We start from the raw sequence: 24,548 nt of genomic DNA, 5'->3' as shown, positions 1-24,548 counted from the left end.
AGAAAGATTAAAATGTGAAAAAAGGAGATTCCTAATGGGACGTAAATGGGCCAATATCGTAGCCAAGAAAACGGCTAAAGATGGAGCTAACTCTAAAGTATATGCAAAGTTTGGTGTAGAAATCTATGTAGCAGCTAAAAAAGGGGAACCAGATCCAGAATCAAACACTGCTTTGAAATTCGTTATCGATCGTGCTAAACAAGCGCAGGTGCCAAAACACGTTATTGATAAGGCTATCGATAAGGCAAAAGGGAACACAGACGAAACCTTTACAGAAGGACGTTACGAAGGATTTGGACCAAATGGTTCTATGCTGATTGTGGATACCTTGACTTCAAACGTCAACCGTACAGCTGCGAACGTTCGTGCTGCTTTTGGTAAAAATGGCGGTAACATGGGAGCTTCAGGTTCTGTTTCTTACCTCTTTGACAACAAGGGTGTTATCGTATTTGCTGGTGATGATGCGGATGCTATCTTTGAGCTTTTGCTTGAAGCAGACATTGATGTGGATGATGTAGAAGCAGAAGAAGGAACAATCACTGTTTACACAGCTCCAACTGACCTTCACAAGGCTATCGTTGCCCTTCGTGAGTCAGGTGTCGAAGAATTCCAAGTTACTGAACTGGAAATGATTCCTCAGTCAGAAGTTGAGTTGTCAGGTGAAGATTTGGAAACCTTTGAAAAACTTTACAGCGTTCTTGAGGATGATGAGGACGTCCAAAAGATCTACACAAATGTCGATGGATTCTAATAAAAAAGCGAACAGACTTGCTAGCTGTTCGCTTTTTATATTTGAGATTAGATTCTGGTTCCAGAATCTTTTTGCTGCTGGCTTTCTCCTAGGTTTACAGCTATTTTATGAACTAGTAAGAGTTGACCATTATCCTGTTTTACAAAGGTTAGAGTAACGGTCTTGATTCTATCATCAATGCCAATATAGGTAATTTTCTTTGTGTCGTAGCTCTCAATAGTGGAATCAAACTCGGAGTCTGGCAGTCCGTGTTTTTTGATAATATCCTTGTAGTTGGTACCACCTTTTCCTTTGTTATCAAGGTCACCTTCAATTAAAGCGTCGAACTGTTCTTGTGTCCAAGTGAAGGTATCGTCTTCTTCCTCTTCAGGGAGTGAATCAATGGTATCATCTGTCAAGTCGCGTTCCATTGAGAAACTAGCTTCTCTATAGGAACGGCTAAACTCTCTGACAAAATCTTTGTAGACATTAGCGTACAGTATCTGGGTCGTAAAGAAAAGTACAACAGAAGCAACTGCGAGAGATGTTCCGATAATAGCCATTGTTTTCCGTTTTTTGAGATTGGTAATAAGTCCGATAATACCTAAGATCAACGCGACAATAGCAATGAAAAACGATAGATAGTTAATAAACGGGGTCCAGGACCCTAAAAGTGCGATGGCTCCAAAAATGGTTGCTAAAATCCCTAAAACTTTTTGTTCTTCTGGTTTCATTTGAACGTTTTCTCCCTTCATCGAGTGAATGGATTCCTATCCACGGTAGTTAGTGCTTATTATAGAGAAAATATTCTCCAATGTCAATTCAGACTAAAATAGTTCTCTTGAGAACTTTTTTCTTGACATTTCTTCTGAAAGTGATAATATAGTTCCCATGGAAACTATATTAGTTCTCCAGAGAACTATATTTAATCGTGAAAAAGGAGCAATCGTGGACAAGCCGATGTTGATGTTTAAACGCTTTGGGCATCAGGTTCACCTGATGGTACAGAAAGAAGCCAAGCGTTGCGGTATTGAATTTATGGGTGGACCGCAAGGGCAAGTTCTGCGTTTTTTAGATTATTGTGAGCAGAAAGAGGAACTGGTCTTGATTAAGGATATCGAGCGGGAACTCAATATTACTAAATCTGTGGCGAGTAATTTAGTCAAGCGCATGGTACAAAATGGTTTGGTCGAGTTAGAGGCGAGCCCGAGCGATAAGCGGGCAAAGTTTGTTCGCTTGACGGAGAAATCGCGTTCGCAGATGCAAGAAGTTAAGGCCTTTTTTGATCGGATTGATCAGAGTCTGCTAGAGGGTGTTTCAAAGTCAGACTTGGCAATTTTTGAAAAGGTACTCGGGCAATTGCAAGCAAATGTAGAAAAAATAGGAGGAGAGAATGAAGAAACTCGCTAAACGTATCACAGGAAAAGAGTGGGGGATGATTGTCCTTACGATTCTTTTCACTTGTTTCTCGGTCTATCTCGAGTTAGAGGTACCGACCTACATTTCGCAAATTACAGAATTACTGGGAACGTCTGGAACGCAGTTGGGTGAACTTTGCTCACCAGCTGCGAAGATGATTGGTTTGTCTTTATTGGCCTTCTTTTCATCTGTTATGGTTGGTTTCTTTGCCGCTCGCGTTGCAGCCTCCTATACAACCCATCTACGCACTGACGTATTTCATCGCGTTTTGGATTTTTCACAGACGGAGATCAAACGTTTTTCAATCTCAAGTCTTTTGACTCGGACGACCAATGATATCACTCAGATTCAGATGCTCTTTACTATGGGCTTACAGGTAGTGACTCGTGGGCCGATTATGGCTATCTGGGCCATTGGAAAAATCCTTGGAAAATCGGAATACTGGCTCTCGGCAGTCGCTGTGGCTGTTATTGTGAATGTCTTGATGACCACTATTCTCATGACTCTGGCCTTTCCAAAACAATCTGTCATCCAAAAATTGACAGATAAACTCAATAGCATCACTCGCGAAAGTTTGACTGGAATTCGAGTTGTTCGTGCTTATAATGCCGAGGATTACCAAGATGAAAAATTTGAAGCAGCCAACGATGAGGTGACACGTCTCAATCTCTTTGTCAATCGATTGATGGCGATTATGAACCCGATTATGATGGCGATTTCGAGTGGATTGAGTTTAGCCATTTACTGGATTGGCGCCTATATCATCAACGACGCAAGTTTGACAGAACGTCTGCCACTCTTTAGTGATATGGTGGTCTTCATGTCCTATGCTATGCAGGTCGTGATGGGCTTCCTTCTCATGGGAGCACTCTTTATCGTTCTTCCTCGTACCTTAGTTTCGGCAGGACGTATCAATCAAGTATTGGATCTGCATCCTTCTATTGAAAATCCTAGTCATGCACAGACAGCAGATCCTTCAGTTCAAGGGCAAGTGGAATTCCGTGATGTGACTTTCCGCTACTCTAAAAACTCTGAAGCAGTCGTGGAACATGTCACTTTCAAAGCAGAAGCAGGTCAAACCGTGGCCTTCATCGGATCGACTGGATCAGGTAAGTCCACGCTTGTCAACCTCTTGCCTCGTTTTTACGACGTTTCAGATGGAGAAATCCTAGTGGACGGAGTTAATGTTCAAGATTACGATTTGGAAGATTTGCGTAATAAGGTCGGCTATATTCCACAAAAAGCTGTGCTCTTTTCTGGAGATGTCAAGGGGAACTTGGATTTTGGCAAAAGCAAAGAAACTCCTCTAAGCGAAGTTGCTATGTGGCAAGCCTTGGAATTGACCCAGTCTAAAGCATTTATCGAGGATAAGGAAGCAGGTCTTGCATCAGAAGTGGCTCAAGGCGGAACCAACTTCTCAGGAGGTCAAAGACAGCGTTTGGCCATTGCGCGTGCCTTGGCTCGTAAACCAGAGATTCTCATCTTTGATGACTCTTTCTCAGCCTTGGACTACAAGACGGATCGTATCTTACGCCAAGAGCTAGCTGAGAAAACCCAATCCATGACCAAGATCATCGTAGCGCAGCGGATTTCTACCATTATGGATGCTGACCTGATCTTAGTCTTGGATCAAGGAAAAGTCGTGGGACAAGGCACCCATAAGGAACTTCTAGCTACCAGCGAAGTCTACCAAGAAATTGCCTACTCACAACTATCGAAGGAGGAATTGGAACATGGAAAATAAGGAGATGTCTTTTTGGAAATATTATAAACCTTTTCTAGCAGGTCTCCAACTTCCCCTACTAGTAGCGGTTGTAGCAGCTGTATCTTCAAGCATCATCACTGTTTATGGACCAACCAAGATTAAGGAAATTACCAACTTGATTTCAGATGGTTTGATGACAGGAATTGATTTAGAGGTTGTTTCAAGTATTGCTAGCTTTTTAGTGATTCTCTATGTACTTGGTGCTATCCTTAACTATACACAGGCCTATATCTTTTCAACAAGTATCCAACATTTTTCAAAACGCTTGCGGACAGCAATCGCTGAAAAGATCAATCGTTTGCCCCTTGGCTATTTTGATCGTCATTCACAAGGGGACACTCTATCTCGTGTGACCAATGATGTGGATACGGCGGCGCAATCTCTCAACCAAAGTCTGGGAACAGTTATCTCAGCCAGTTTCCTGTTGATTGCTGTTTTGGTGACCATGTTTAGTATGAACTGGATTTTAGCTCTGGTAACGGTTGTTTCTACGCTTGTTGGTTTTGCGGCGGTTTCCGTAATCATGGCCAAGTCACAGGGTTATTTTAAAGCCCAACAAAATAATCTAGCAGCCGTCAATGGTTATGTGGAAGAGATGTACTCTGGCCACAATGTAGTGACCAGCTACAACGCAGTGGACACCTCCAAAGCGAGATTTGCAGGTTTAAACCAAGACTTGCATGATAGTATCTGGAAATCTCAGTTTATCTCTGGTATCATGATGCCAGCCATGTTCTTTGTTGGGAATTTTAGTTATGTTTTGGTCATCATCGTTGGGGCCGCGCTTGCTCTAGAAGGGCATATCACTATAGGGATTATTGTAGCCTTTATGGTTTACGTACGAACCTTCTCCCAACCCTTGTCACAGATTGCCCAAGGGATTACGAACTTACAACAAGCGAGTGCAGCCATGGGACGTGTCTTTGAATTTCTAGGTGAAGCTGAGATGCAGGATGAATCCCACAAGGAAAGACAATTGACTGGCGTGAGAGGAGAAGTGGTCTTTGATCGCGTATCCTTTGGTTATACACCAGAACGCACCATCATCCATGACTTTTCTGCGACAGCTCATGCAGGCCAGAAGGTCGCTATCGTTGGGCCGACTGGAGCTGGTAAGACAACCATTGTCAATCTTTTGATGAAGTTCTATGAGATTGATAAGGGAAGTATCCGTATCGATGGTGTCGATACCAAGGATATGAAGCGCTCAGAAGTACACGATGCCTTTTCAATGGTCTTGCAAGATACTTGGCTCTTTGAAGGAACCATTCGAGAAAATCTCATCTACAATCAAACAGGCATCAGCGATGAGCGGATGATGGAAGCTAGCAAGGCTGTAGGAATCCACCACTTTATCATGACCTTGCCAGATGGCTACGATACTGTTTTGGATGACACCGTGACCTTGTCTGTTGGACAAAAACAACTCCTGACCATTGCTCGTGCCCTTCTCAAGGATGCGCCACTCTTGATTTTGGACGAGGCGACTTCTTCTGTTGACACACGGACAGAGGAATTGATCCAAAAAGCCATGGACCGTTTGATGGAGGGTCGAACTTCCTTTGTCATCGCCCATCGCTTGTCAACTATTCGTAATGCCGACTTGATTCTTGTCATGAAAGAAGGCAATATCATTGAACAAGGCAATCACGAGGAGCTGATGGCGCAAGGTGGCTTCTACGCTGACTTGTACAATAGCCAGTTTACAGAAGACGAAGCAGAAGAATAAATCAAAAGAAGGCTTGACGGCCTTCTTTTTCTGCACTATACTAGAAGACAAACGTCTCACCAGTAGACGAAAACAAGGTAATGAATGAGAAGTATAAATGAAAAATTATCAAGAATGGTATCGAAATATCAGCTCCAGACTCACTAGTTATCTCACCCTTTTATTTCTGTTACGCAGTTTTAATCGCTTGATGACAGTCGCCATGCCCCTGGTCTATCTGACCTTGTTAGTCACTACTTATCTGAAACTAGGATTGGGTCAGCAAGTTGGGGTTTATTTGCTTATCCCTGCCACAGGCTTTGTGATGTTATCACTTTTTCGTAAGAAAATCAACCACCCGCGACCTTATGAAACTTGGGACATCTGTCCCCTGCTTGACAAGGATAGTTCAGGACAGTCTATGCCCAGTCGCCATGTCTTTTCGGCAACCATTATCTCCATGGCTTGCTTACATGCTAGTCTACCTGTTGGCTTAGCATGTTTGCTCTTTTCAGCTTTACTGGGATTGGTGAGGGTTTTAGGTGGTGTGCATTATCCAAAGGACGTCTTGGTTGGCTATATTTGCGGTCTTTTGTGGGGATTCCTTTTCTTCCTATTCTGACATGTAAGTTAAGCTGGTCCTACAACCACTTACTGCTTCAAAATGACCACTTGCTTTTTTTCCCTTGTATTCCTAACTTAGCTTTGATATAGTAGAGTCAGAAAGGAGATGTGATGAAGTTACGAATTGAGATTGACGGCAATTTAGAGGAGACTGAAATTGTCATCAAGACCCCCACTTTGACAGATGAAATTGCAGACTTGCAACGGCTCTTGCAAGAGTCAAAGGCTCCGAGGTTGACTTTTTACAAGGGGACAGGTGAATATTATCTAGACCTGTCAGAAATTCTCTTCTTTGAAACAGAAGGGAGCAAGATTTACGCTCATACCCAGAAGGAAGCCTATGAGGTTCGCCTCAAACTCTATGAGTCGGAGTCCATCTTGCCTCGCTATTTTAGTCGAGTGTCCAAGTCAACGATCGCAAACATCCGTCAGATATACTCGGTGGACAAGTCCTTTTCAGGAACGGGCACCATTTCCTTTTATCAGACGCACAAGGAGGTTCATGTGTCACGACATTACCAGTCCCTCCTAAAAGAAAATTTAAGAAACATGAGGTGAAAGACATGAAAAAGAAAGCATTTGGTATTGTTTTATTGGTTTTAGCAGCCTGGATCTTGCTGCAAGGGAATTTTGGCATTCCTTCTTTGGATGATAAGATATGGCCTTTTATCGGTATTGGATTTTTTGCTTATCAATCAGTTGATGCTTTGCTTCGCCGTCGTTTGACATCAGCAGTTTTTACAGCTTTCATAGCCATCATTATGGCCAATCATTTTTATGGCATTTTACCGATTCCCAATCAATCACTGTTCTGGGCGGGAGTGCTAATCGTTCTCGGAGTTGGTATGTTGACTAATTCGAACAAAACATGGAACGGGAAAAAATGGTGGTATGACACTGAAAAGACCATTCTAACAGAAAAGGAAGTTTCCTTTGGTAGTGGAACTTTTTACAAACAGGATCAAGACTTGGTAGAAGACCAGTTTGAAGTTAGCTGTGGGAATGCCAAGATTTATTATGACAATGCAGAGATATTAGGCGATAGTGCAACCTTGAAAGTAGAAGTCAGTTTAGGGAGTGCAGTTATCTATGTGCCTCAACACTGGCGGGTAGATCTTAAGGTGGAGACTTCTTGTGGAGTAGCTAAGGCAGATGCTCCTGTAGCCCCAACCAGCAAAACTTTGATTATTCGTGGGGAAGTTGCTTTTGGTAAACTTGGAGTTGTTTACGTTAAATAAAAAAAGTCTCCTAATTTCCTTGCCAAAATAGAGAAAGTGTGATAACATAGTACGGTATGTGGTGCTAGCACATCCGCTATATTAGATCTAATAGGAGGAAAACACAATGGCTAAAGTATGTTACTTTACAGGTCGTAAGACTGTATCAGGAAACAACCGTTCACACGCGATGAACCAAACAAAACGTGCCGTAAAACCAAACCTTCAAAAAGTTACTGTTCTTATCGATGGTAAACCTAAAAAAGTTTGGGCTTCAGCTCGTGCTTTGAAATCAGGTAAAGTTGAACGCGTTTAATAAAGATGAAAAGACCACTTAGGTCTTTTTCTTTTGCTCTATGGATAAAATCATTTGAAAAATAGAGTAAATATCCGCCGATACAGCATTCTGCTTTTACACTTGGGATGAAATATGATAAAATAGAGTATCAACTAGTTGAGGTAAAAAAATGACTGTAAAAATTAATACAAAAGATGGTCAAATCGAACTGACAGATGAAGTGATTGCAACCGTAGTAGGTGGTGCTGCAACTGAGATTTTTGGAGTGGTCGGTATGGCTAGTAAAAATGCCCTCAAAGACAATTTCCAAGCCCTCCTTGGTAAGGAAAATTATTCTAAGGGTGTTGTCGTGAAGGCAGCCGAAGATGGTAGTATTGCAGTTGATGTTTATACCGTATTGAGCTACGGAATAAAGATAAGCGAAGTGTCAAAAAACATTCAAGAGCGTGTTCGTTTTAGTCTAGAAAATCAACTAGGAATTACGGCTCAGACTGTGAATGTCTACATTCAAAATATCAAAGTTGTAGGAGAATAATCGTGTCAAAAATTACTACCAGTTTATTCCAAGAGATGGTGCAGGCTGCATCAACTCGTTTGAATAAGCAAGCAGAATATGTCAATTCATTGAACGTCTTTCCAGTTCCAGATGGAGATACTGGGACAAATATGGGAATGACCATTGAAAATGGTGCGAAAGAAGTAGCAGACAAGCCTGCTTCTACAGTTGGAGAAGTAGCGAGCATCCTTGCCAAAGGGCTCTTGATGGGTGCGCGTGGAAACTCAGGGGTTATCACTTCTCAGCTCTTCCGTGGCTTCTCCCAAGCTATTAAGGAAAAGGATGAATTAACAGGTCAAGATTTGGCTCTTGCCTTCCAATCAGGTGTGGAAGTTGCTTATAAGGCAGTCATGAAACCAGTTGAAGGAACGATTTTGACAGTTTCTCGTGGGGCTGCTATCGGTGCTAAGAAAAAAGCTGAGCAAACAGCTGACGCTGTTGAAGTCATGCGCGCAGCCTTGGAAGGTGCTAAAACAGCTCTAGCTAAAACGCCAGACATGCTTCCAGTCTTGAAGGAAGTTGGCGTTGTGGACTCAGGTGGTCAAGGATTGGTCTTCATCTACGAAGGTTTCCTTTCAGCCCTTACTGGTGAATATATTGCATCTGAGGACTTTGTAGTGACTCCAGCCAACATGAGTGAAATGATCAATGCAGAGCACCACAAGTCTGTAGCAGGGCATGTAGCGACTGAGGATATTACTTTTGGTTACTGTACGGAGATCATGGTAGCCCTCAAACAAGGTCCAACTTATTCTAAGGACTTTGACTACGATGAATTCCGCAACTACTTGAATGAACTCGGTGACTCTCTACTTGTTGTCAATGATGATGAGATCGTCAAAGTTCACGTCCATACAGAAGACCCAGGTCTTGTCATGCAAGAAGGTCTCAAATATGGTAGCTTGATCAAGGTAAAAGTGGACAACATGCGTAACCAACACGAGGCGCAAGTTGAAAAAGAAGCGACTCAAGGGAACAAGCCTACTGAAGAAAAAGAGTATGCTTTGATTGCTGTGGTGGCTGGTAAAGGTCTAGCAGATATCTTCCGTTCTCAAGGTGTGGATTATGTTATCGAAGGTGGTCAAACCATGAACCCTTCAACAGAAGACTTTATCAAGGCTGTTGAACAGGTCAATGCTCGCAACATTATCTTCTTGCCAAACAACAAAAATATCTTTATGGCAGCTCAGTCTGCGGCTGAAGTGCTTGAACAACCAGCTGTTGTAGTAGAAGCACGTACAATTCCTCAAGGATTGACTAGTCTTCTTGCCTTTGATCCAAGCAAGTCCATCGAAGAAAACCAAGAGCGAATGACAGCTGCTCTTAGCGATGTCGTTAGCGGAAGCGTCACAACAGCTGTGCGTGATACAACAATTGATGGCTTAGAAATCCATGAAAATGACAATCTTGGTATGGTCGATGGGAAAATTCTTGTGTCAAACCCTGACATGCACCAAACCTTGACCGAAACCTTGAAACATATGTTGGATGAAGATAGTGAAATCGTAACTTTCTATGTCGGTGAAGATGGAAGCGAAGAACTTGCCAATGAAATTGTTCAAGAAATCGCAGAAGAATTTGAAGATGTTGAAGTAGAGATTCACCAAGGACAACAACCTGTATATCCATATCTTTTCAGTGTGGAATAAAAATTAAATAGATTAAAAAGAAAGTTGATTTTGCCACTTTCTTTTTTTAATGACATTTGTCATATTTCTTAGTGACAGAAGCATCTAGCTCCGCTAACTTCAAAGGACTATAATTGAAGTATGAAATGGAGGAAGAGGAGACGAAAAATAAAAAAATTGTTGCAGTAAGCTTAGTAGCAGCAGGAGTGATGACCTATCTCATGTTTTCAGGATTGGACGAGGGTTTTTATCGTTTTCCTTGGGAGCTCTTTGCTGGCTTTGGAATGATGTCTTGGCTTGTCAGAGAAGGTTTGAAATTGGTCAGAGATGTGAAAAAGGAGTTTGAGGAATGAAAAAGGCAATCATCTATTTCTTTATCGGCTTGTCACTCTTAGTATGGTTAGTGGAAATGTTTACTGGTTGGTTTGGCAAAACCTAGCTTCGCCAATTCGTTCGTGGTGCTTGGGGGGTGGATTTATGATTTTCGTTATTTTCTCTATAGGAATGGAGTGGTTGAAAGGAGAAGCTCATGACTGTGATTAAAGTTGAGAAATTGAGTAAGAAAATAAAAGACAAGGAGATCTTGCAGAACATCTCCTTTGAAATCAACGATGGTGAATGTGTAGCCTTGGTTGGCCCTAATGGTGCTGGGAAGACGACACTTTTGGACTGTTTGCTAGGAGATAAACTGGTCACCAGCGGTCAAGTATCTATTCAAGGTTTAGCAGTGAAGAGTTCTAAGTTAGACTACACTAGGGCTTACCTCCCTCAAGAAAATGTGATTGTACAGAAATTAAAAGTTAAAGAGTTAATTGCTTTCTTTCAAAGTATTTATCCAAATCCTTTGAGCGACCAGGAAATTGATCAACTATTGCAGTTTGGCAAGCAACAAAAAGAACAGTTGGCAGAAAAATTATCAGGCGGTCAAAAGCGTCTTTTCTCTTTTGTCTTAACTCTAATTGGGCGACCAAAGTTAGTCTTTTTAGATGAACCTACTTCGGCCATGGATACCTCAACTCGTCAACGTTTTTGGGAGATTATTCAGGAGTTAAAAGCGCAAGGAGTCACCATTCTTTATTCGTCCCATTATATTGAGGAAGTGGAACACACCGCAGACCGCATTTTGCTCTTAAATAAGGGAGAGTTGATTCGAGATACGACACCTCTAGCTATGCGTAGCGAAGAAATAGAAAAGCACTTTATCCTTCCTATAGCTTACAAGGAAGTCGTAGAGAAGTCAAACGTGGTTGAAAACTGGGTCCTAAAACAAGATGCCCTGCAAGTAGTCACTCGAGAAGCAGATGCTTTCTGGGAACTATTGACTCAAGCAGGATGTAGCATACAAGAAATCGAAGTTAATAACCGTAGTTTGCTAGATACAATCTTTGAAGAAACGCAGAAGGGAGATGACTAAGATGAAACGATGGATCGCACTAAACAAGATAGAATTTTTATTGACCAAACGACAATCAGTCTATTATTTATTATCCGTAGGGATGCCGACAGCCTTCTATCTATTCTTTTCTGGCATGTATCAGGACACACCAGGTGGACCCGCGAATTTTATGCGTGATTATCTTATCTCCATGACTGCCTTTTCCATGATGTCGACAGCTATCTTCTCATTCCCAGTTGTTTTACATACCGATAAGATAAACAACTGGCAGAAAACATTACGTCATAGTCCTGTAAATATGGTAGAATATTATCTATCAAAGATAACAAGTATGATGGTTGATTATTTGGTCTCAATTCTGGTTGTTTTCTCAGTTGGGCATTTTGTAAGAGGTGTGGATATGTCTATTGGAAACTGGATTGGGGCTGCACTTTTGCTGATAGTAGGAAGTATTGCCTTCGTAGCGCTTGGTTTGACCTTAACTCTCTTACCAACTAGTCAGTTGATGTCTGTCGTGGGCAATCTTCTCTATCTAGGCTTGGCTGTTTTAGGCGGACTCTGGATGCCTATCTCTTTATTTCCAGACTGGATGCAAGCAATCGGGAAGCGTCTACCAAGCTATCAGTTGATGGAATTGATCAAGACATTCTTAAATGAGAGTGGCATCAATCTACCAGCCACAGTTTATCTACTTGTTTTTTCAGCAGTTTTGTTTGGTTTGACCATTTACCTTCAAGGTCATAAGGAGAATGCTTAATGCTTGAAAGACTGAAAAGCATACACTATATGTTTTGGGTCAGTTTGATTTTTATGGTTTTCCCCATCTTACCTGTAGTGGTTGGGGAGCTTCCTGCTTGGCATTTATTGGTTGATATTCTATTTGTAGTGACGTATTTGGGCGTTTTAATAACTAAGAACCAGCGCCTATCTTGGCTTTTCTGGGGGATCATGCTGGTCTATGTAGCTGGGAATACCGCCTTTGTTGCTGTGAATTATATCTGGTTTTTCTTTTTCCTTTCCAATCTCTTAATTTATCATTTTGGCGTACGTAGTTTAAAGTCTTTACATGTCTGGACATTTCTCCTTGCTCAAGTCCTTGTTGTGGGGCGACTTTTGATTTTTCAGAGAATCGAAGTTGAGTTTCTAGTCTATCTGCTTGTTATTCTTACTTTTGTCGATTTGATGACTTTTGGTTTGGTTCGGATTCGAATTGTGGAGGATTTGAAAGAAAATCAGACTAAGCAAAATACCCAGATAAATCTATTGCTAGCAGAAAATGAGCGCAATCGTATCGGTCAGGATTTGCATGATAGTCTGGGACATACCTTTGCTATGCTGAGTGTTAAAACTGATCTAGCCTTGCAGTTATTACAGATGCAGGCTTATCCACAGGTGGAAAGGGAATTAAGAGAAATACAGCAAATTAGCAAAGAATCAATGCGTGAAGTGCGAACCATTGTGGAAAATCTTAAGTCTAGAACTTTGACATCCGAACTAGGGACTGTGAAAAAGATGTTAGAAATTGCTGGAATTGAGGTAGAGACAGATAATCAACTTGATACTGCTAGTCTTACTCAGGAATTAGAGTCAACGGCTTCTATGATTTTGCTTGAGTTAGTGACCAATATCATCAAACATGCCCAAGCGTCTAAAGCTTACTTAAAATTAGAACGTACAGAGAAGGAACTTATTCTAACAGTAAGTGATGATGGCTGTGGTTTCGCTTCTATAAAGGGGGATGAGCTCCATACAGTCCGAGATCGTGTCCTTCCATTTTCAGGAGAAGTAAGAGTAATCAGTCAGAAACAGCCAACGGAAGTGCAAGTTCGACTACCTTATAAGGAGAGAAACTAAGATGAAACTACTTGTTGCAGAAGATCAAAGTATGTTGCGAGATGCCATGTGCCAGTTGCTCGCCTTTCAAGCAGATGTAGAGTATGTCTTACAAGCCAAGAATGGACAAGAAGCAATCCAACTCTTAGAAAAAGAATCCGTAGATATCGCTATTCTTGATGTAGAGATGCCTGTTAAGACTGGCCTCGAAGTCTTGGAATGGATTCGAGCAGAAAAGCTAGAAACAAAGGTGGTTGTGGTGACGACCTTCAAGCGTCCTGGGTATTTTGAACGTGCGGTTAAGGCTGGAGTAGATGCTTATGTCTTGAAAGAAAGAAGGATTGCAGACCTCATGAAAACCTTGCACACTGTCCTCGAAGGAGGCAAGGAGTATTCGCCTGAATTGATGGAAGTGGTGATGACGCATCCCAATCCATTAACGGAGCAAGAAATCGCCGTTTTAAAGGGAGTCGCTCAGGGTTTCTCTAACCAAGAAATTGCAGATCAACTTTATTTATCAAACGGAACCGTCCGAAACTATGTCACCAATATTCTTTCGAAACTAGATGCTGCTAATCGAACAGAGGCAGCTAATATAGCGAAAGAATCTGGTTGGTTGTGATACTATCATATCTCGAAAATCATTATGTGCTAAAATTGAAATTATTCAATCAAACAATTTTGTAACTAGAGGAGGGCTTGGTTTCCTCCTTTTTGTTTCGTCTAAGGTAGTACCGAAGAGCTAAAATTAACAATAAAAAGAAAAACATCTTGACAAGCAAGGGGAAAATTTGTTACAATAACAGACGGTACTTTTTACTTTTGGTCTCTCAAGAGTGTACAGGGACGTGCTGACAAATGTTGCAAAAGTACACACAGATGATAGCTGTCACCAAGTGTATCATCACCAAAAATAAAAAAACACAGGAGAATGTAGATGCCTACAATTAACCAATTGGTTCGCAAACCGCGTAAATCAAAAGTAGAAAAATCTAAATCACCAGCTTTGAACGTTGGTTACAACAGTCATAAAAAAGTTCAAACAAACGTTTCTTCACCACAAAAACGTGGTGTTGCAACTCGTGTTGGAACAATGACACCTAAAAAACCTAACTCAGCCCTTCGTAAATTCGCTCGTGTACGTTTGAGCAACCTTATCGAAGTTACTGCCTACATCCCAGGTATCGGACACAACTTGCAAGAGCACAGCGTGGTTCTTCTTCGTGGTGGACGTGTAAAAGACCTTCCAGGGGTACGTTACCATATCGTCCGTGGTGCACTTGATACTGCAGGTGTTAACGATCGTAAACAAGGCCGTTCTAAATACGGTACTAAACGTCCAAAAGCATAAGGAAAGGGGATAAAGAGAAATGAGTCGTAAAAATAGAGCTCCAAAACGTGACGTATTGCCAGATCCGCTTTACAATTCACAATTAGTTACTCGTCTTATCAACCGCGTTATGCTTGACGGTAAACGTGGTACAGCTGCTTCAATCGTTTACGGTGCTTTTGAGCAAATCAAAGAAGCTACTGGCAATGATGCGCTTGAAGTATTTGAAACAGCTATGGAAAACATCATGCCTGTACTTGAAGTACGTGCACGTCGTGTTGGAGGTTCTAACTACCAAGTCCCAGTTGAAGTTCGTCCAGAACGTCGTACAACACTTGGACTTCGTTGGTTGGTAACAATCGCTCGTCTTCGTGGTGAACACACAATGCAAGACCGTCTTGCAAAAGAAATCTTGGATGCTGCGAACAACACTGGTGCAGCAGTTAAGAAACGTGAAGACACTCACCGTATGGCTGAAGCTAACCGTGCATTCGCACACTTCCGTTGGTAATATGGGATGCGAAAGCGTTAAGAAAGTCCCAGAGAAAATAGGGAATCGAAGCAGGTTGCGATTGCAACCAATGAGATTCATCTTTTTCTCCAGACTTTTAGCTTGAGCTCAACTAGATTATGATGCTAGGAACGGTAAGGATGCAAGGTGAAAATAGGAAACTGACGCAGTATTCGACGAATACAAGGAAGTTTATCTTTTTCACACAGCATCCCGTTCCGGCTCAAATCGGCTAATTAACTTTAGCCCGGGTTCAATTATGATACCAAGAGCGCTAAAGGCGCAAAGCAAAAATAGGAAACTGATGCAGTGTTCCGTGAACACAAAGTAGTTTATCTTTTTTGCGCAGAGCCTCGCTCGGGTTCAAATTAGCTAAATCGATTAGTCTTAGCTACAACTCAACTTATCTACAAGTTGAAACCAACAATAACATGAAAACATTGAGAACGGGTGGGTCCTGCCTATCCGTTTTTATTGAAATCGTGTTATAATAGAATAGAAATAAAAAATATAGGAGAAACAAACCTCATGGCACGCGAATTTTCACTTGAAAAAACTCGTAATATCGGTATCATGGCTCACGTCGATGCCGGTAAAACAACAACTACTGAGCGTATTCTTTACTACACTGGTAAAATCCACAAAATCGGTGAAACTCACGAAGGTGCGTCACAAATGGACTGGATGGAGCAAGAGCAAGAACGTGGTATCACTATCACATCTGCTGCGACAACAGCTCAATGGAACAACCACCGCGTAAACATCATCGACACACCCGGGCACGTGGACTTCACAATCGAAGTACAACGTTCTCTTCGTGTATTGGACGGTGCGGTTACCGTTCTTGACTCACAATCAGGTGTTGAGCCTCAAACTGAAACAGTTTGGCGTCAAGCAACTGAGTATGGAGTTCCACGTATCGTATTTGCTAACAAAATGGACAAAATCGGTGCTGACTTCCTTTACTCAGTAAGCACACTTCATGACCGTCTTCAAGCAAACGCACACCCAATCCAATTACCAATCGGTGCTGAAGATGATTTTCGTGGTATCATCGACTTGATCAAGATGAAAGCTGAAATCTATACAAACGACCTTGGTACAGATATCCTTGAAGAAGACATTCCAGCTGAATACCTTGACCAAGCTCAAGAATATCGTGAAAAATTGATCGAAGCAGTTGCTGAAACTGATGAAGAATTGATGATGAAATACCTCGAAGGTGAAGAAATCACTAACGAAGAATTGAAAGCTGGTATCCGTAAAGCGACTATCAATGTTGAATTCTTCCCAGTATTGTGTGGTTCAGCCTTCAAGAACAAAGGTGTTCAATTGATGCTTGATGCGGTTATCGACTACCTTCCAAGCCCACTTGATATCCCAGCGATCAAAGGTATCAACCCAGATACAGAAGAAGAAGAAACTCGTCCAGCATCTGATGAAGAGCCATTTGCAGCTCTTGCCTTCAAGATCATGACTGACCCATTCGTAGGTCGTTTGACATTCTTCCGTGTTTACTCAGGTGTTCTTCAATCAGGTTCATACGTATTGAACACTTCTAAAGGTAAACGTGAGCGTATCGGACGTATCCTTCAAATGCACGCCAACAGCCGTCAAGAAATTGACACTGTTTACTCAGGTGATATCGCTGCTGCCGTTGGTTTGAAAGATACTACAACTGGTGACTCTTTGACTGATGAAAAAGCTAAAATCATCCTTGAATCAATCAACGTTCCAGAACCAGTTATCCAATTGATGGTTGAGCCAAAATCTAAAGCAGACCAAGATAAGATGGGTATCGCCCTTCAAAAATTGGCTGAAGAAGATCCAACATTCCGCGTTGAAACAAACGTTGAAACTGGTGAAACAGTTATCTCTGGTATGGGTGAGCTTCACCTTGATGTCCTTGTTGACCGTATGCGTCGTGAGTTCAAAGTTGAAGCAAACGTAGGTGCTCCTCAAGTATCTTACCGTGAAACATTCCGCGCTTCTACTCAAGCACGTGGATTCTTCAAACGTCAGTCTGGTGGTAAAGGTCAATTCGGTGATGTATGGATTGAATTTACTCCAAACGAAGAAGGTAAAGGATTCGAATTCGAAAACGCAATCGTCGGTGGTGTGGTTCCTCGTGAATTTATCCCAGCGGTTGAAAAAGGTTTGGTAGAATCTATGGCTAACGGTGTTCTTGCAGGTTACCCAATGGTTGACGTTAAAGCTAAGCTTTACGATGGTTCATACCACGATGTCGACTCATCTGAAACTGCCTTCAAGATTGCGGCTTCACTTGCCCTTAAAGAAGCTGCTAAATCAGCACAACCAGCAATCCTTGAACCAATGATGCTTGTAACAATCACTGTTCCAGAAGAAAACCTTGGTGATGTTATGGGTCACGTAACTGCTCGTCGTGGACGTGTAGATGGTATGGAAGCACACGGTAACAGCCAAATCGTTCGTGCTTACGTTCCACTTGCTGAAATGTTCGGTTACGCAACAGTTCTTCGTTCTGCATCTCAAGGGCGTGGTACCTTCATGATGGTATTTGACCACTATGAAGATGTACCTAAGTCAGTACAAGAAGAAATCATTAAGAAAAACAAAGGTGAAGACTAATCTGTCTTCGCAATAGAAGGAAGTCACTTGGTGGCTTCCTTTTTTATGTATGACGGGCATGCCGTCAGTCTGTGGTGAAAGTCCACGTAGGGCGTAGTTGCCGACGAACCTCACAGCAACTTGCAAGGTTATCATCGTGAGGTGATGGCGAGAAGAAGCAATAGCAAAATCGTAGCCTGACGTACAGAAACCTAATATCAAGGCTTACATAAAGGATGAGTGGGCATAAGGTCACAAAGTCCAAAAGGCAAACGTAACTTATGTAAGTAAATTAGGCAGGTAGACGAGGAAAGACTGACGACTTATCCCGTGAGGTCTCACAGAGGGAAAACCTAGTAACAACGAACTGTGAGAAGTCAGCAGAAGCCATAGTAGTGGGGAAGTTTCTGTAATGGAAATGGAGCGAAGGGCTGAACAATTCTAAAAGTCAAAGTGACTTAATCAAACTGAGTATATAAGTCCGACAAGAAACATAGTAGCAAAGACGTAACGGAGTGAACATTTCACAGGAGCTAGGACTAATATGTACAAAAGAAAATTAGGAAAGTGAGACAATCTATGGGACAACTAATGAACCAAATATTATCCAGAGAAAATATGAAAATGGCATACAAAAAGGTAAAAGCCAATAAGGGTGCCGGAGGCATAGATGGTATAAGCGTCGAAGATGTTAACAAATACCTCAAAGAAAACTGGATAGATATCAAAACGAAAATCCTGAAAAGGAAATATAAACCACAACCAGTACTCAGAGTAGAAATACCAAAACCAAACGGTGGAGTACGAAATCTTGGACTTCCAACAGTAGTAGATAGAATCATAGAACAAGCAATTGCCCAAGTTCTAATACCAATGTTTGAGCCACAATTTAGTGAACATAGTTATGGCTTTAGACCAGGTAGAAGAGCACAACAAGCAATAGTAGAGCTACTAGAATATCTAAATGATGGATACACATACATAGTGGATATTGACCTAGAAAAATTTTTCGATAACGTACCACAGGACAAGCTTATGTACTTGGTAGGTAAAACGGTGAAAGACCCAGATGTAATATCTCTTGTAACTAAGTATCTAAGAGCAGGAGTTATGGTAAAAGGGAAATACGAAGAAACCACTATAGGAATTCCGCAAGGAGGTAACTTATCCCCTTTGCTTAGTAAGATAATGCTCAATGAACTATACAAAGAGTTAGAAGCACGAGGCTTGCACTTTGTTAGATATGCAGATGACTGTATAATAACCGTTGCAAGCAGTGCAGCTGCAAATAGAGTGATGCATACGGTCACATCGTGGATAGAGAGGAAGCTAAGCCTTAAGGTAAATGCTACTAAATCCAAAGTCACAAAACCAACAAGGCTCAAGTACCTAGGATTTGGCTTTGTGAAAATGAATGGAAAATGGGAAGCCAGACCACATAAAGATTCAATAAACAGATTCAAGAGAAAGCTCAAGAAACTAACCTATCGTTCGTGGTCAGTGCCTATGGACTAGAGGATACTGAGATTAAATCAGGTGATAAGAGGATGGATAAACTATTTTAGGATAGGTAAGATGAAACAAAATATGACTAAAATAGACAAACATCTTCGTAATCGTATGAGGATAGTTATATGGAAACAATGGAAAACTAGCAAGAACAGGATGTGGGGACTAAGAAAGCTAGGTGTACCAGAGTGGATGGCTAGACAATCCGTAGGATTTACAGACTATTATCAGGCGGCAGCCAAAACAGCGGGACTTCGCAAGATAACAAAAGAAATCCTCGCAAAACGAGGACTCATTAGTTGTTTAGATTACTATTTGAATTGAACCGCGGAGTGCCGAACGGCACGCTCCGTGGTGTGAGAGGGAGGAGAAAGTCCTCCCTACTCGATTACCTTTATTACACGCATATTTGCTGAATATATTATGGGAGTTTAGGAATTAAATGAAAATCTTGCCAACTTCCATCCCATGTACGAAGAAATTAGACTGATTTAATAAATGAAAGCAAGGAAAAGTTCCTTAGTTTGAGGATATGTTAATAAAAATGATAAAAAAGTTCATAAATACACTTTTAGATAGAAAATTCAGAAAATTGCTTCTTTTATCTTGAAAATTTTTGAAAAAATGGTATGATAGTAACAAGCTATTTTTAAGAGAAGAGAAAGGGGAACAATGGAGAAAATCAGTTTAGAATCTCCTAAGACGGGGTCAGACCTAGTTTTGGAAACACTTCGTGATTTAGGAATTGATACCATATTTGGCTATCCTGGTGGTGCAGTCTTGCCTTTGTATGATGCGATATATAATTTTAAAGGCATTCGCCACATTTTAGGACGCCATGAGCAAGGTTGTTTGCACGAAGCTGAAGGATATGCCAAATCAACTGGAAAGTTGGGTGTTGCTGTCGTCACGAGTGGACCGGGAGCTACAAATGCCATTACAGGGATTGCAGATGCCATGAGTGATAGCGTTCCCCTTTTGGTCTTTACAGGTCAGGTGGCGCGTGCAGGGATTGGGAAGGATGCCTTTCAGGAGGCAGACATCGTGGGCATTACCATGCCAATCACTAAGTACAATTACCAAGTTCGTGAGACGGCAGATATTCCTCGCATCATTACGGAAGCTGTCCATATCGCAACGACAGGTCGTCCAGGGCCCGTCGTGATTGACCTACCAAAAGACGTATCTGCCTTAGAGACAGATTTCATCTATTCACCCGAAGTGAATTTGCCAAGTTATCAACCGACTCTAGAGCCAAATGACATGCAAATCAAGAAAATCTTGAAGCAATTGTCAAAAGCCAAGAAACCTGTTTTATTGGCAGGTGGCGGGGTTAGTTATGCAGAAGCAGCTACAGAACTCAATGAGTTTGCTGAACGTTACCAAATTCCAGTCGTGACCAGTCTTTTAGGGCAAGGTACGATTGCGACGAGTCATCCGCTCTTTCTTGGAATGGGAGGCATGCACGGATCTTTCGCGGCCAACATTGCCATGACCGAAGCGGACTTTATGATTAGTATTGGTTGCCGTTTCGATGACCGCCTGACTGGTAATCCTAAGACCTTTGCTAAGAATGGCAAGGTTGCTCATATCGATATTGATCCAGCCGAGATTGGTAAGATTATCAGTGCAGATATTCCTGTGGTGGGGGATGCTAAGAAAGCCTTGCAGATGTTGTTGGCAGAGCCAACTGTTCATAACAATACCGAAAAATGGATTGAAAAAGTCACTAAAGACAAGAACCGCGTTCGTTCTTATGATAAGAAAGAACGTGTGGTTCAACCTCAGGCTGTTATTGAACGCATCGGTGAATTGACAAATGGAGATGCCATTGTTGTCACAGACGTTGGTCAACACCAAATGTGGACAGCTCAGTATTATCCTTACCAAAATGAGCGTCAGTTAGTCACTTCAGGTGGTTTGGGTACCATGGGGTTCGGAGTTCCTGCAGCTATCGGAGCCAAGATTGCCAATCCAGAAAAAGAGGTTATCCTTTTTGTCGGTGATGGTGGCTTCCAAATGACCAACCAAGAACTAGCTATTTTGAACATTTACAAGGTACCGATTAAGGTAGTCATGTTGAATAACCACTCCCTAGGAATGGTTCGTCAGTGGCAGGAATCCTTCTATGAAGGTAGAACTTCCGAGTCAGTCTTTGATACACTTCCTGACTTCCAGCTGATGGCACAGGCTTACGGCATCAAAAACTATAAATTTGATAATCCAGAGACGATAGAGAAGGATCTAGAAGTCATTCTGGAGGATGTGCCCATGTTTATCGAGGTGGATATTTCTCGTAAGGAACAGGTTTTACCGATGGTACCAGCTGGTAAGAGCAATCATGAGATGTTGGGGGTGAAGTTCCATGCGTAGAATGTTAACAGCAAAACTACAAAATCGATCAGGAGTCCTCAATCGCTTTACGGGTGTCCTATCTCGTCGTCAGGTTAATATTGAAAGCATCTCTGTTGGAGCAACAGAAGATCCGAATGTATCGCGTATTACCATTATTATTGATGTAGCTTCTCATGATGAAGTGGAGCAAATCATCAAGCAACTCAATCGTCAGATTGATGTGATTCGCATTCGAGATATCACAGATAAACCACACTTGGAAAGAGAAGTTATCTTGGTGAAGGTATCTGCTCCTGCTGAAAAACGTGCAGAAATCTTGGCCATTATCCAACCTTTCCGTGCAACGGTGGTAGACGTAGCGCCAAGCTCGATTACTATTCAGATGACAGGAAATGCAGAAAAGAGTGAAGCCCTATTGCGAGTCATTCGACCATACGGTATTCGCAATATTGCTCGTACGGGTGCAACTGGATTTACCCGCGATTAATACTCTTCGAAAATCAAATTCAAATCACGTCAGCTTTGCCTGGCTGTACTCAAGTACAGCCTGCGGCTAGCTTCCTAGTTTGCTCTTTGATTTTCATTGAGTATAAAAAAACTTAAATTTGTTAAACCAGCCTAAAAGGCAATAAAAAATAGAAAAGAGAGAAAAACTATGGCAGTTCAAATGGAATACGAAAAAGATGTTAAAGTAGCAGCGCTTGACGGTAAAAAAATCGCCGTTATCGGTTATGGTTCACAAGGACATGCGCATGCGCAAAACTTGCGTGATTCAGGTCGTGATGTCATTATCGGTGTACGTCCAGGTAAATCTTTTGACAAAGCAAAAGAAGATGGTTTTGACACTTATACAGTGGCAGAAGTAACTAAATTGGCTGACGTTATCATGATCTTGGCACCAGACGAAATCCAACAAGAACTTTATGAAGCAGAAATCGCTCCAAACTTGGAAGCTGGAAACGCAGTTGGATTTGCTCATGGTTTCAACATCCACTTTGAATTTATCAAAGTTCCTGCGGATGTAGATGTCTTCATGTGTGCTCCTAAAGGACCAGGACACTTGGTGCGCCGTACTTATGAAGAAGGATTTGGTGTACCAGCTCTTTACGCAGTATACCAAGATGCAACAGGAAATGCGAAAAATATTGCTATGGACTGGTGTAAAGGCGTTGGAGCAGCTCGTGTTGGTTTGCTTGAAACAACTTACAAAGAAGAAACTGAAGAAGATTTGATTGGTGAACAAGCTGTACTTTGTGGTGGTTTGACTGCCCTTATCGAAGCAGGTTTTGAAGTCTTGACAGAAGCAGGATACGCCCCAGAATTGGCTTACTTTGAAGTTCTTCATGAAATGAAATTGATCGTTGACTTGATCTATGAAGGTGGATTCAAGAAAATGCGTCAATCTATTTCAAACACTGCTGAATACGGTGACTATGTATCAGGTCCACGTGTGATTACTGAGCAAGTTAAAGAAAACATGAAAGCTGTCTTGGCGGACATCCAAAATGGTAAATTTGCAAATGATTTTGTAAATGACTATAAAGCTGGACGTCCAAAATTGACTGCTTACCGTGAACAAGCAGCTAACCTTGAAATTGAAAAAGTTGGTGCTGAATTGCGTAAAGCAATGCCATTCGTTGGTAAAAACGACGATGATGCATTCAAAATCTATAACTAATTGATAGAAATTAAGGTGAAGGCGAGTTGGGGGACTAACTCGCTTTTTATCTTAAACAGTATTTGAGGAGGGGACAATGCTAAGTGCAAAAGACGTGGTGAAAGCCCACAAAGTATTGAGTGGTGTAGTAGTCAATACTCCGCTTGATTATGATCATTATTTATCGGAGAAGTATGGTGCTAAGATTTATTTGAAAAAGGAAAATGCCCAACGTGTTCGTTCCTTTAAGATTCGCGGAGCCTATTATGCCATTTATCAGCTCAGCAAGAAAGAACGTGAGCGTGGTGTAGTCTGTGCCTCTGCGGGAAATCATGCGCAGGGAGTTGCCTATACTTGTAATGAAATGAAAATTCCTGCTACTATTTTCATGCCCATCACAACACCGCAACAAAAGATTGGGCAGGTTCGCTTTTTTGGTGGGGATTTCGTAACCATTAAACTAGTTGGAGATACCTTTGATGCCTCAGCCAAAGCAGCTCAAGAATTTACAGTCTCTGAAAATCGTACCTTTATTGATCCTTTTGATGATGCGCATGTTCAGGCTGGTCAAGGAACTGTCGCCTATGAGATTCTTGAAGAAGCCCGTAAAGAGTCTATTGATTTTGATACCGTACTTGTACCAGTAGGTGGTGGCGGATTGATTGCCGGTGTTTCTACATATATTAAGGAAACTAACCCGACTATTGAAGTGATCGGGGTAGAAGCTAATGGTGCTCGCTCTATGAAAGCTGCCTTTGAAGCTGGGAGACCAGTTAAACTCAAAGAGATTGATAAGTTTGCTGATGGGATAGCTGTGCAGAAGGTTGGACAATTAACCTATGAAGCGACCCGTCAGAATGTTGAAACGCTGATTGGGGTGGACGAGGGATTGATTTCTGAAACCTTGATTGACCTCTACTCTAAACAAGGGATTGTTGCAGAACCTGCTGGAGCGGCTAGTATTGCTTCTTTAGAAGTTTTAGCTGAATATATCAAGGGGAAAACCATTTGTTGTATCATTTCTGGAGGAAATAATGATATCAACCGTATGCCAGAAATGGAAGAGCGTGCCTTGATTTATGATGGGATCAAGCATTACTTTGTGGTCAATTTTCCACAGCGTCCGGGGGCTTTGCGTGAGTTTGTAAATGATATCTTGGGGCCAAATGATGATATCACACGATTTGAGTATATCAAACGAGCTAGCAAGGGAACAGGCCCAGTATTAATTGGGATCACTTTGGCAGATAAGCATGATTATGCAGGTTTGATCCGTAGAATGGAAAAATTTGACCCGTCTTATATTAATTTGAATGGAAACGAAACATTGTATAACATGTTAGTTTAAACTAAAATAAAATTCTTATCATATTATTTGCGTAATGATAACGATTGTGTTATAATGAGGATGATGAAAGGGGGA

At 41.6% G+C, this 24,548-nt stretch carries 23 protein-coding genes and 2 pseudogenes; 24 read left to right on the top strand and 1 reads right to left on the bottom strand.

The window, feature by feature from the left end; all coding sequences use genetic code 11:
- Positions 1–34: 34 nt before the first annotated feature.
- Positions 35–751 (top strand): YebC/PmpR family DNA-binding transcriptional regulator, encoded by a 717-nt coding sequence (locus tag OVN21_RS08945; protein ID WP_033585772.1) that lies wholly within the window; start codon positions 35–37, stop codon positions 749–751.
- A gap of 47 nt (positions 752–798) precedes the next feature.
- Here the strand turns inward: OVN21_RS08945 and OVN21_RS08940 are convergent, their stop codons facing one another.
- On the bottom strand, positions 799–1,485 hold the full coding sequence (locus OVN21_RS08940; RefSeq protein WP_267248141.1) for a DUF308 domain-containing protein: 687 nt from the start codon (positions 1,483–1,485) through the stop codon (positions 799–801).
- A gap of 193 nt (positions 1,486–1,678) precedes the next feature.
- Between OVN21_RS08940 and OVN21_RS08935 the strand changes: the two genes are divergently transcribed.
- The 23 genes and pseudogenes from OVN21_RS08935 to ilvA all read left to right on the top strand — a co-directional run bounded on the left by OVN21_RS08935 (position 1,679) and on the right by ilvA (position 24,473).
- Positions 1,679–2,140: a MarR family winged helix-turn-helix transcriptional regulator gene (locus OVN21_RS08935; RefSeq protein ID WP_267248160.1), complete on the top strand. Its 462-nt coding sequence runs from the start codon at positions 1,679–1,681 to the stop codon at positions 2,138–2,140.
- Positions 2,124–3,893: an ABC transporter ATP-binding protein gene (locus tag OVN21_RS08930; protein WP_267248140.1), complete on the top strand. Its 1,770-nt coding sequence runs from the start codon at positions 2,124–2,126 to the stop codon at positions 3,891–3,893. Before OVN21_RS08935 ends, OVN21_RS08930 begins: the two co-directional genes overlap by 17 nt.
- A complete protein-coding gene (locus OVN21_RS08925) occupies positions 3,883–5,643 on the top strand; it encodes an ABC transporter ATP-binding protein (protein ID WP_267248139.1) in 1,761 nt (586 codons plus the stop codon). Before OVN21_RS08930 ends, OVN21_RS08925 begins: the two co-directional genes overlap by 11 nt.
- Before the next feature lie 97 nt (positions 5,644–5,740).
- Entirely contained in the window at positions 5,741–6,244 is a 504-nt protein-coding gene (locus OVN21_RS08920; RefSeq protein WP_267248138.1) for a phosphatase PAP2 family protein, read from the top strand.
- 113 nt (positions 6,245–6,357) lie between these two features.
- Positions 6,358–6,804 carry a LytTR family DNA-binding domain-containing protein gene (locus OVN21_RS08915; RefSeq protein WP_267248137.1) on the top strand — a complete coding sequence of 149 codons (447 nt, stop codon included), beginning with the start codon at positions 6,358–6,360 and terminating at the stop codon, positions 6,802–6,804.
- 5 nt (positions 6,805–6,809) lie between these two features.
- Positions 6,810–7,484, top strand: coding sequence for a LiaF transmembrane domain-containing protein (locus tag OVN21_RS08910; RefSeq protein WP_267248136.1), 675 nt, complete (start codon positions 6,810–6,812; stop codon positions 7,482–7,484).
- Between the two features lie 106 nt (positions 7,485–7,590).
- Positions 7,591–7,779 carry a 50S ribosomal protein L28 gene (gene rpmB, locus OVN21_RS08905; RefSeq protein ID WP_001140948.1) on the top strand — a complete coding sequence of 63 codons (189 nt, stop codon included), beginning with the start codon at positions 7,591–7,593 and terminating at the stop codon, positions 7,777–7,779.
- Between the two features lie 151 nt (positions 7,780–7,930).
- A complete protein-coding gene (locus tag OVN21_RS08900) occupies positions 7,931–8,296 on the top strand; it encodes an Asp23/Gls24 family envelope stress response protein (RefSeq protein ID WP_000216435.1) in 366 nt (121 codons plus the stop codon).
- 2 nt (positions 8,297–8,298) lie between these two features.
- On the top strand, positions 8,299–9,966 hold the full coding sequence (locus tag OVN21_RS08895; RefSeq protein ID WP_267248135.1) for a DAK2 domain-containing protein: 1,668 nt from the start codon (positions 8,299–8,301) through the stop codon (positions 9,964–9,966).
- Between the two features lie 125 nt (positions 9,967–10,091).
- Complete coding sequence (locus OVN21_RS08890) at positions 10,092–10,298, top strand: hypothetical protein (protein WP_267248159.1); 207 nt, start codon at positions 10,092–10,094, stop codon at positions 10,296–10,298.
- Positions 10,295–10,488 (top strand): annotated as a pseudogene (locus OVN21_RS08885) (hypothetical protein). The gene OVN21_RS08890 and the pseudogene OVN21_RS08885 overlap by 4 nt, the downstream one beginning before the upstream one ends.
- Positions 10,475–11,359: an ABC transporter ATP-binding protein gene (locus OVN21_RS08880; protein ID WP_267248134.1), complete on the top strand. Its 885-nt coding sequence runs from the start codon at positions 10,475–10,477 to the stop codon at positions 11,357–11,359. Before OVN21_RS08885 ends, OVN21_RS08880 begins: the two are co-directional and overlap by 14 nt.
- Before the next feature lies 1 nt (position 11,360).
- Positions 11,361–12,098, top strand: coding sequence for an ABC transporter permease (locus tag OVN21_RS08875; protein WP_267248133.1), 738 nt, complete (start codon positions 11,361–11,363; stop codon positions 12,096–12,098).
- Entirely contained in the window at positions 12,098–13,195 is a 1,098-nt protein-coding gene (locus OVN21_RS08870) for a sensor histidine kinase (RefSeq protein ID WP_267248132.1), read from the top strand. The genes OVN21_RS08875 and OVN21_RS08870 overlap by 1 nt, the downstream gene beginning before the upstream one ends.
- Position 13,196: 1 nt before the next feature.
- Positions 13,197–13,796, top strand: a complete 600-nt coding sequence (locus OVN21_RS08865) for a response regulator transcription factor (protein WP_267248131.1) — start codon at positions 13,197–13,199, stop codon at positions 13,794–13,796.
- A 315-nt stretch (positions 13,797–14,111) separates the two neighbouring features.
- Positions 14,112–14,525 (top strand): 30S ribosomal protein S12, encoded by a 414-nt coding sequence (rpsL, locus tag OVN21_RS08860; protein ID WP_001142332.1) that lies wholly within the window; start codon positions 14,112–14,114, stop codon positions 14,523–14,525.
- Between the two features lie 19 nt (positions 14,526–14,544).
- The gene (gene rpsG, locus OVN21_RS08855) at positions 14,545–15,015 is read left to right on the top strand and encodes a 30S ribosomal protein S7 (protein WP_000087873.1); all 471 of its coding nucleotides are present in this window, start codon (positions 14,545–14,547) and stop codon (positions 15,013–15,015) included.
- 528 nt (positions 15,016–15,543) lie between these two features.
- The gene (fusA, locus tag OVN21_RS08850; RefSeq protein ID WP_267248130.1) at positions 15,544–17,625 is read left to right on the top strand and encodes an elongation factor G; all 2,082 of its coding nucleotides are present in this window, start codon (positions 15,544–15,546) and stop codon (positions 17,623–17,625) included.
- Between the two features lie 558 nt (positions 17,626–18,183).
- Positions 18,184–19,437, top strand: a pseudogene (ltrA, locus tag OVN21_RS08845) (group II intron reverse transcriptase/maturase).
- Between the two features lie 348 nt (positions 19,438–19,785).
- Positions 19,786–21,486: an acetolactate synthase large subunit gene (locus OVN21_RS08840; RefSeq protein ID WP_267248129.1), complete on the top strand. Its 1,701-nt coding sequence runs from the start codon at positions 19,786–19,788 to the stop codon at positions 21,484–21,486.
- A complete protein-coding gene (ilvN, locus tag OVN21_RS08835; RefSeq protein WP_033689401.1) occupies positions 21,479–21,955 on the top strand; it encodes an acetolactate synthase small subunit in 477 nt (158 codons plus the stop codon). The genes OVN21_RS08840 and ilvN overlap by 8 nt, the downstream gene beginning before the upstream one ends.
- A gap of 168 nt (positions 21,956–22,123) precedes the next feature.
- Positions 22,124–23,146, top strand: coding sequence for a ketol-acid reductoisomerase (ilvC, locus tag OVN21_RS08830; protein ID WP_267248128.1), 1,023 nt, complete (start codon positions 22,124–22,126; stop codon positions 23,144–23,146).
- 76 nt (positions 23,147–23,222) lie between these two features.
- The gene (ilvA, locus tag OVN21_RS08825; protein ID WP_267248127.1) at positions 23,223–24,473 is read left to right on the top strand and encodes a threonine ammonia-lyase IlvA; all 1,251 of its coding nucleotides are present in this window, start codon (positions 23,223–23,225) and stop codon (positions 24,471–24,473) included.
- The last annotated feature ends 75 nt before the right edge of the window (positions 24,474–24,548 follow it).

The sequence above is a fragment of the Streptococcus sp. Marseille-Q5986 genome (assembly GCF_946902915.1).
Taxonomy (GTDB): Bacteria; Bacillota; Bacilli; order Lactobacillales; family Streptococcaceae; genus Streptococcus.
This window is presented reverse-complemented; position numbering and strand designations above follow the sequence as displayed.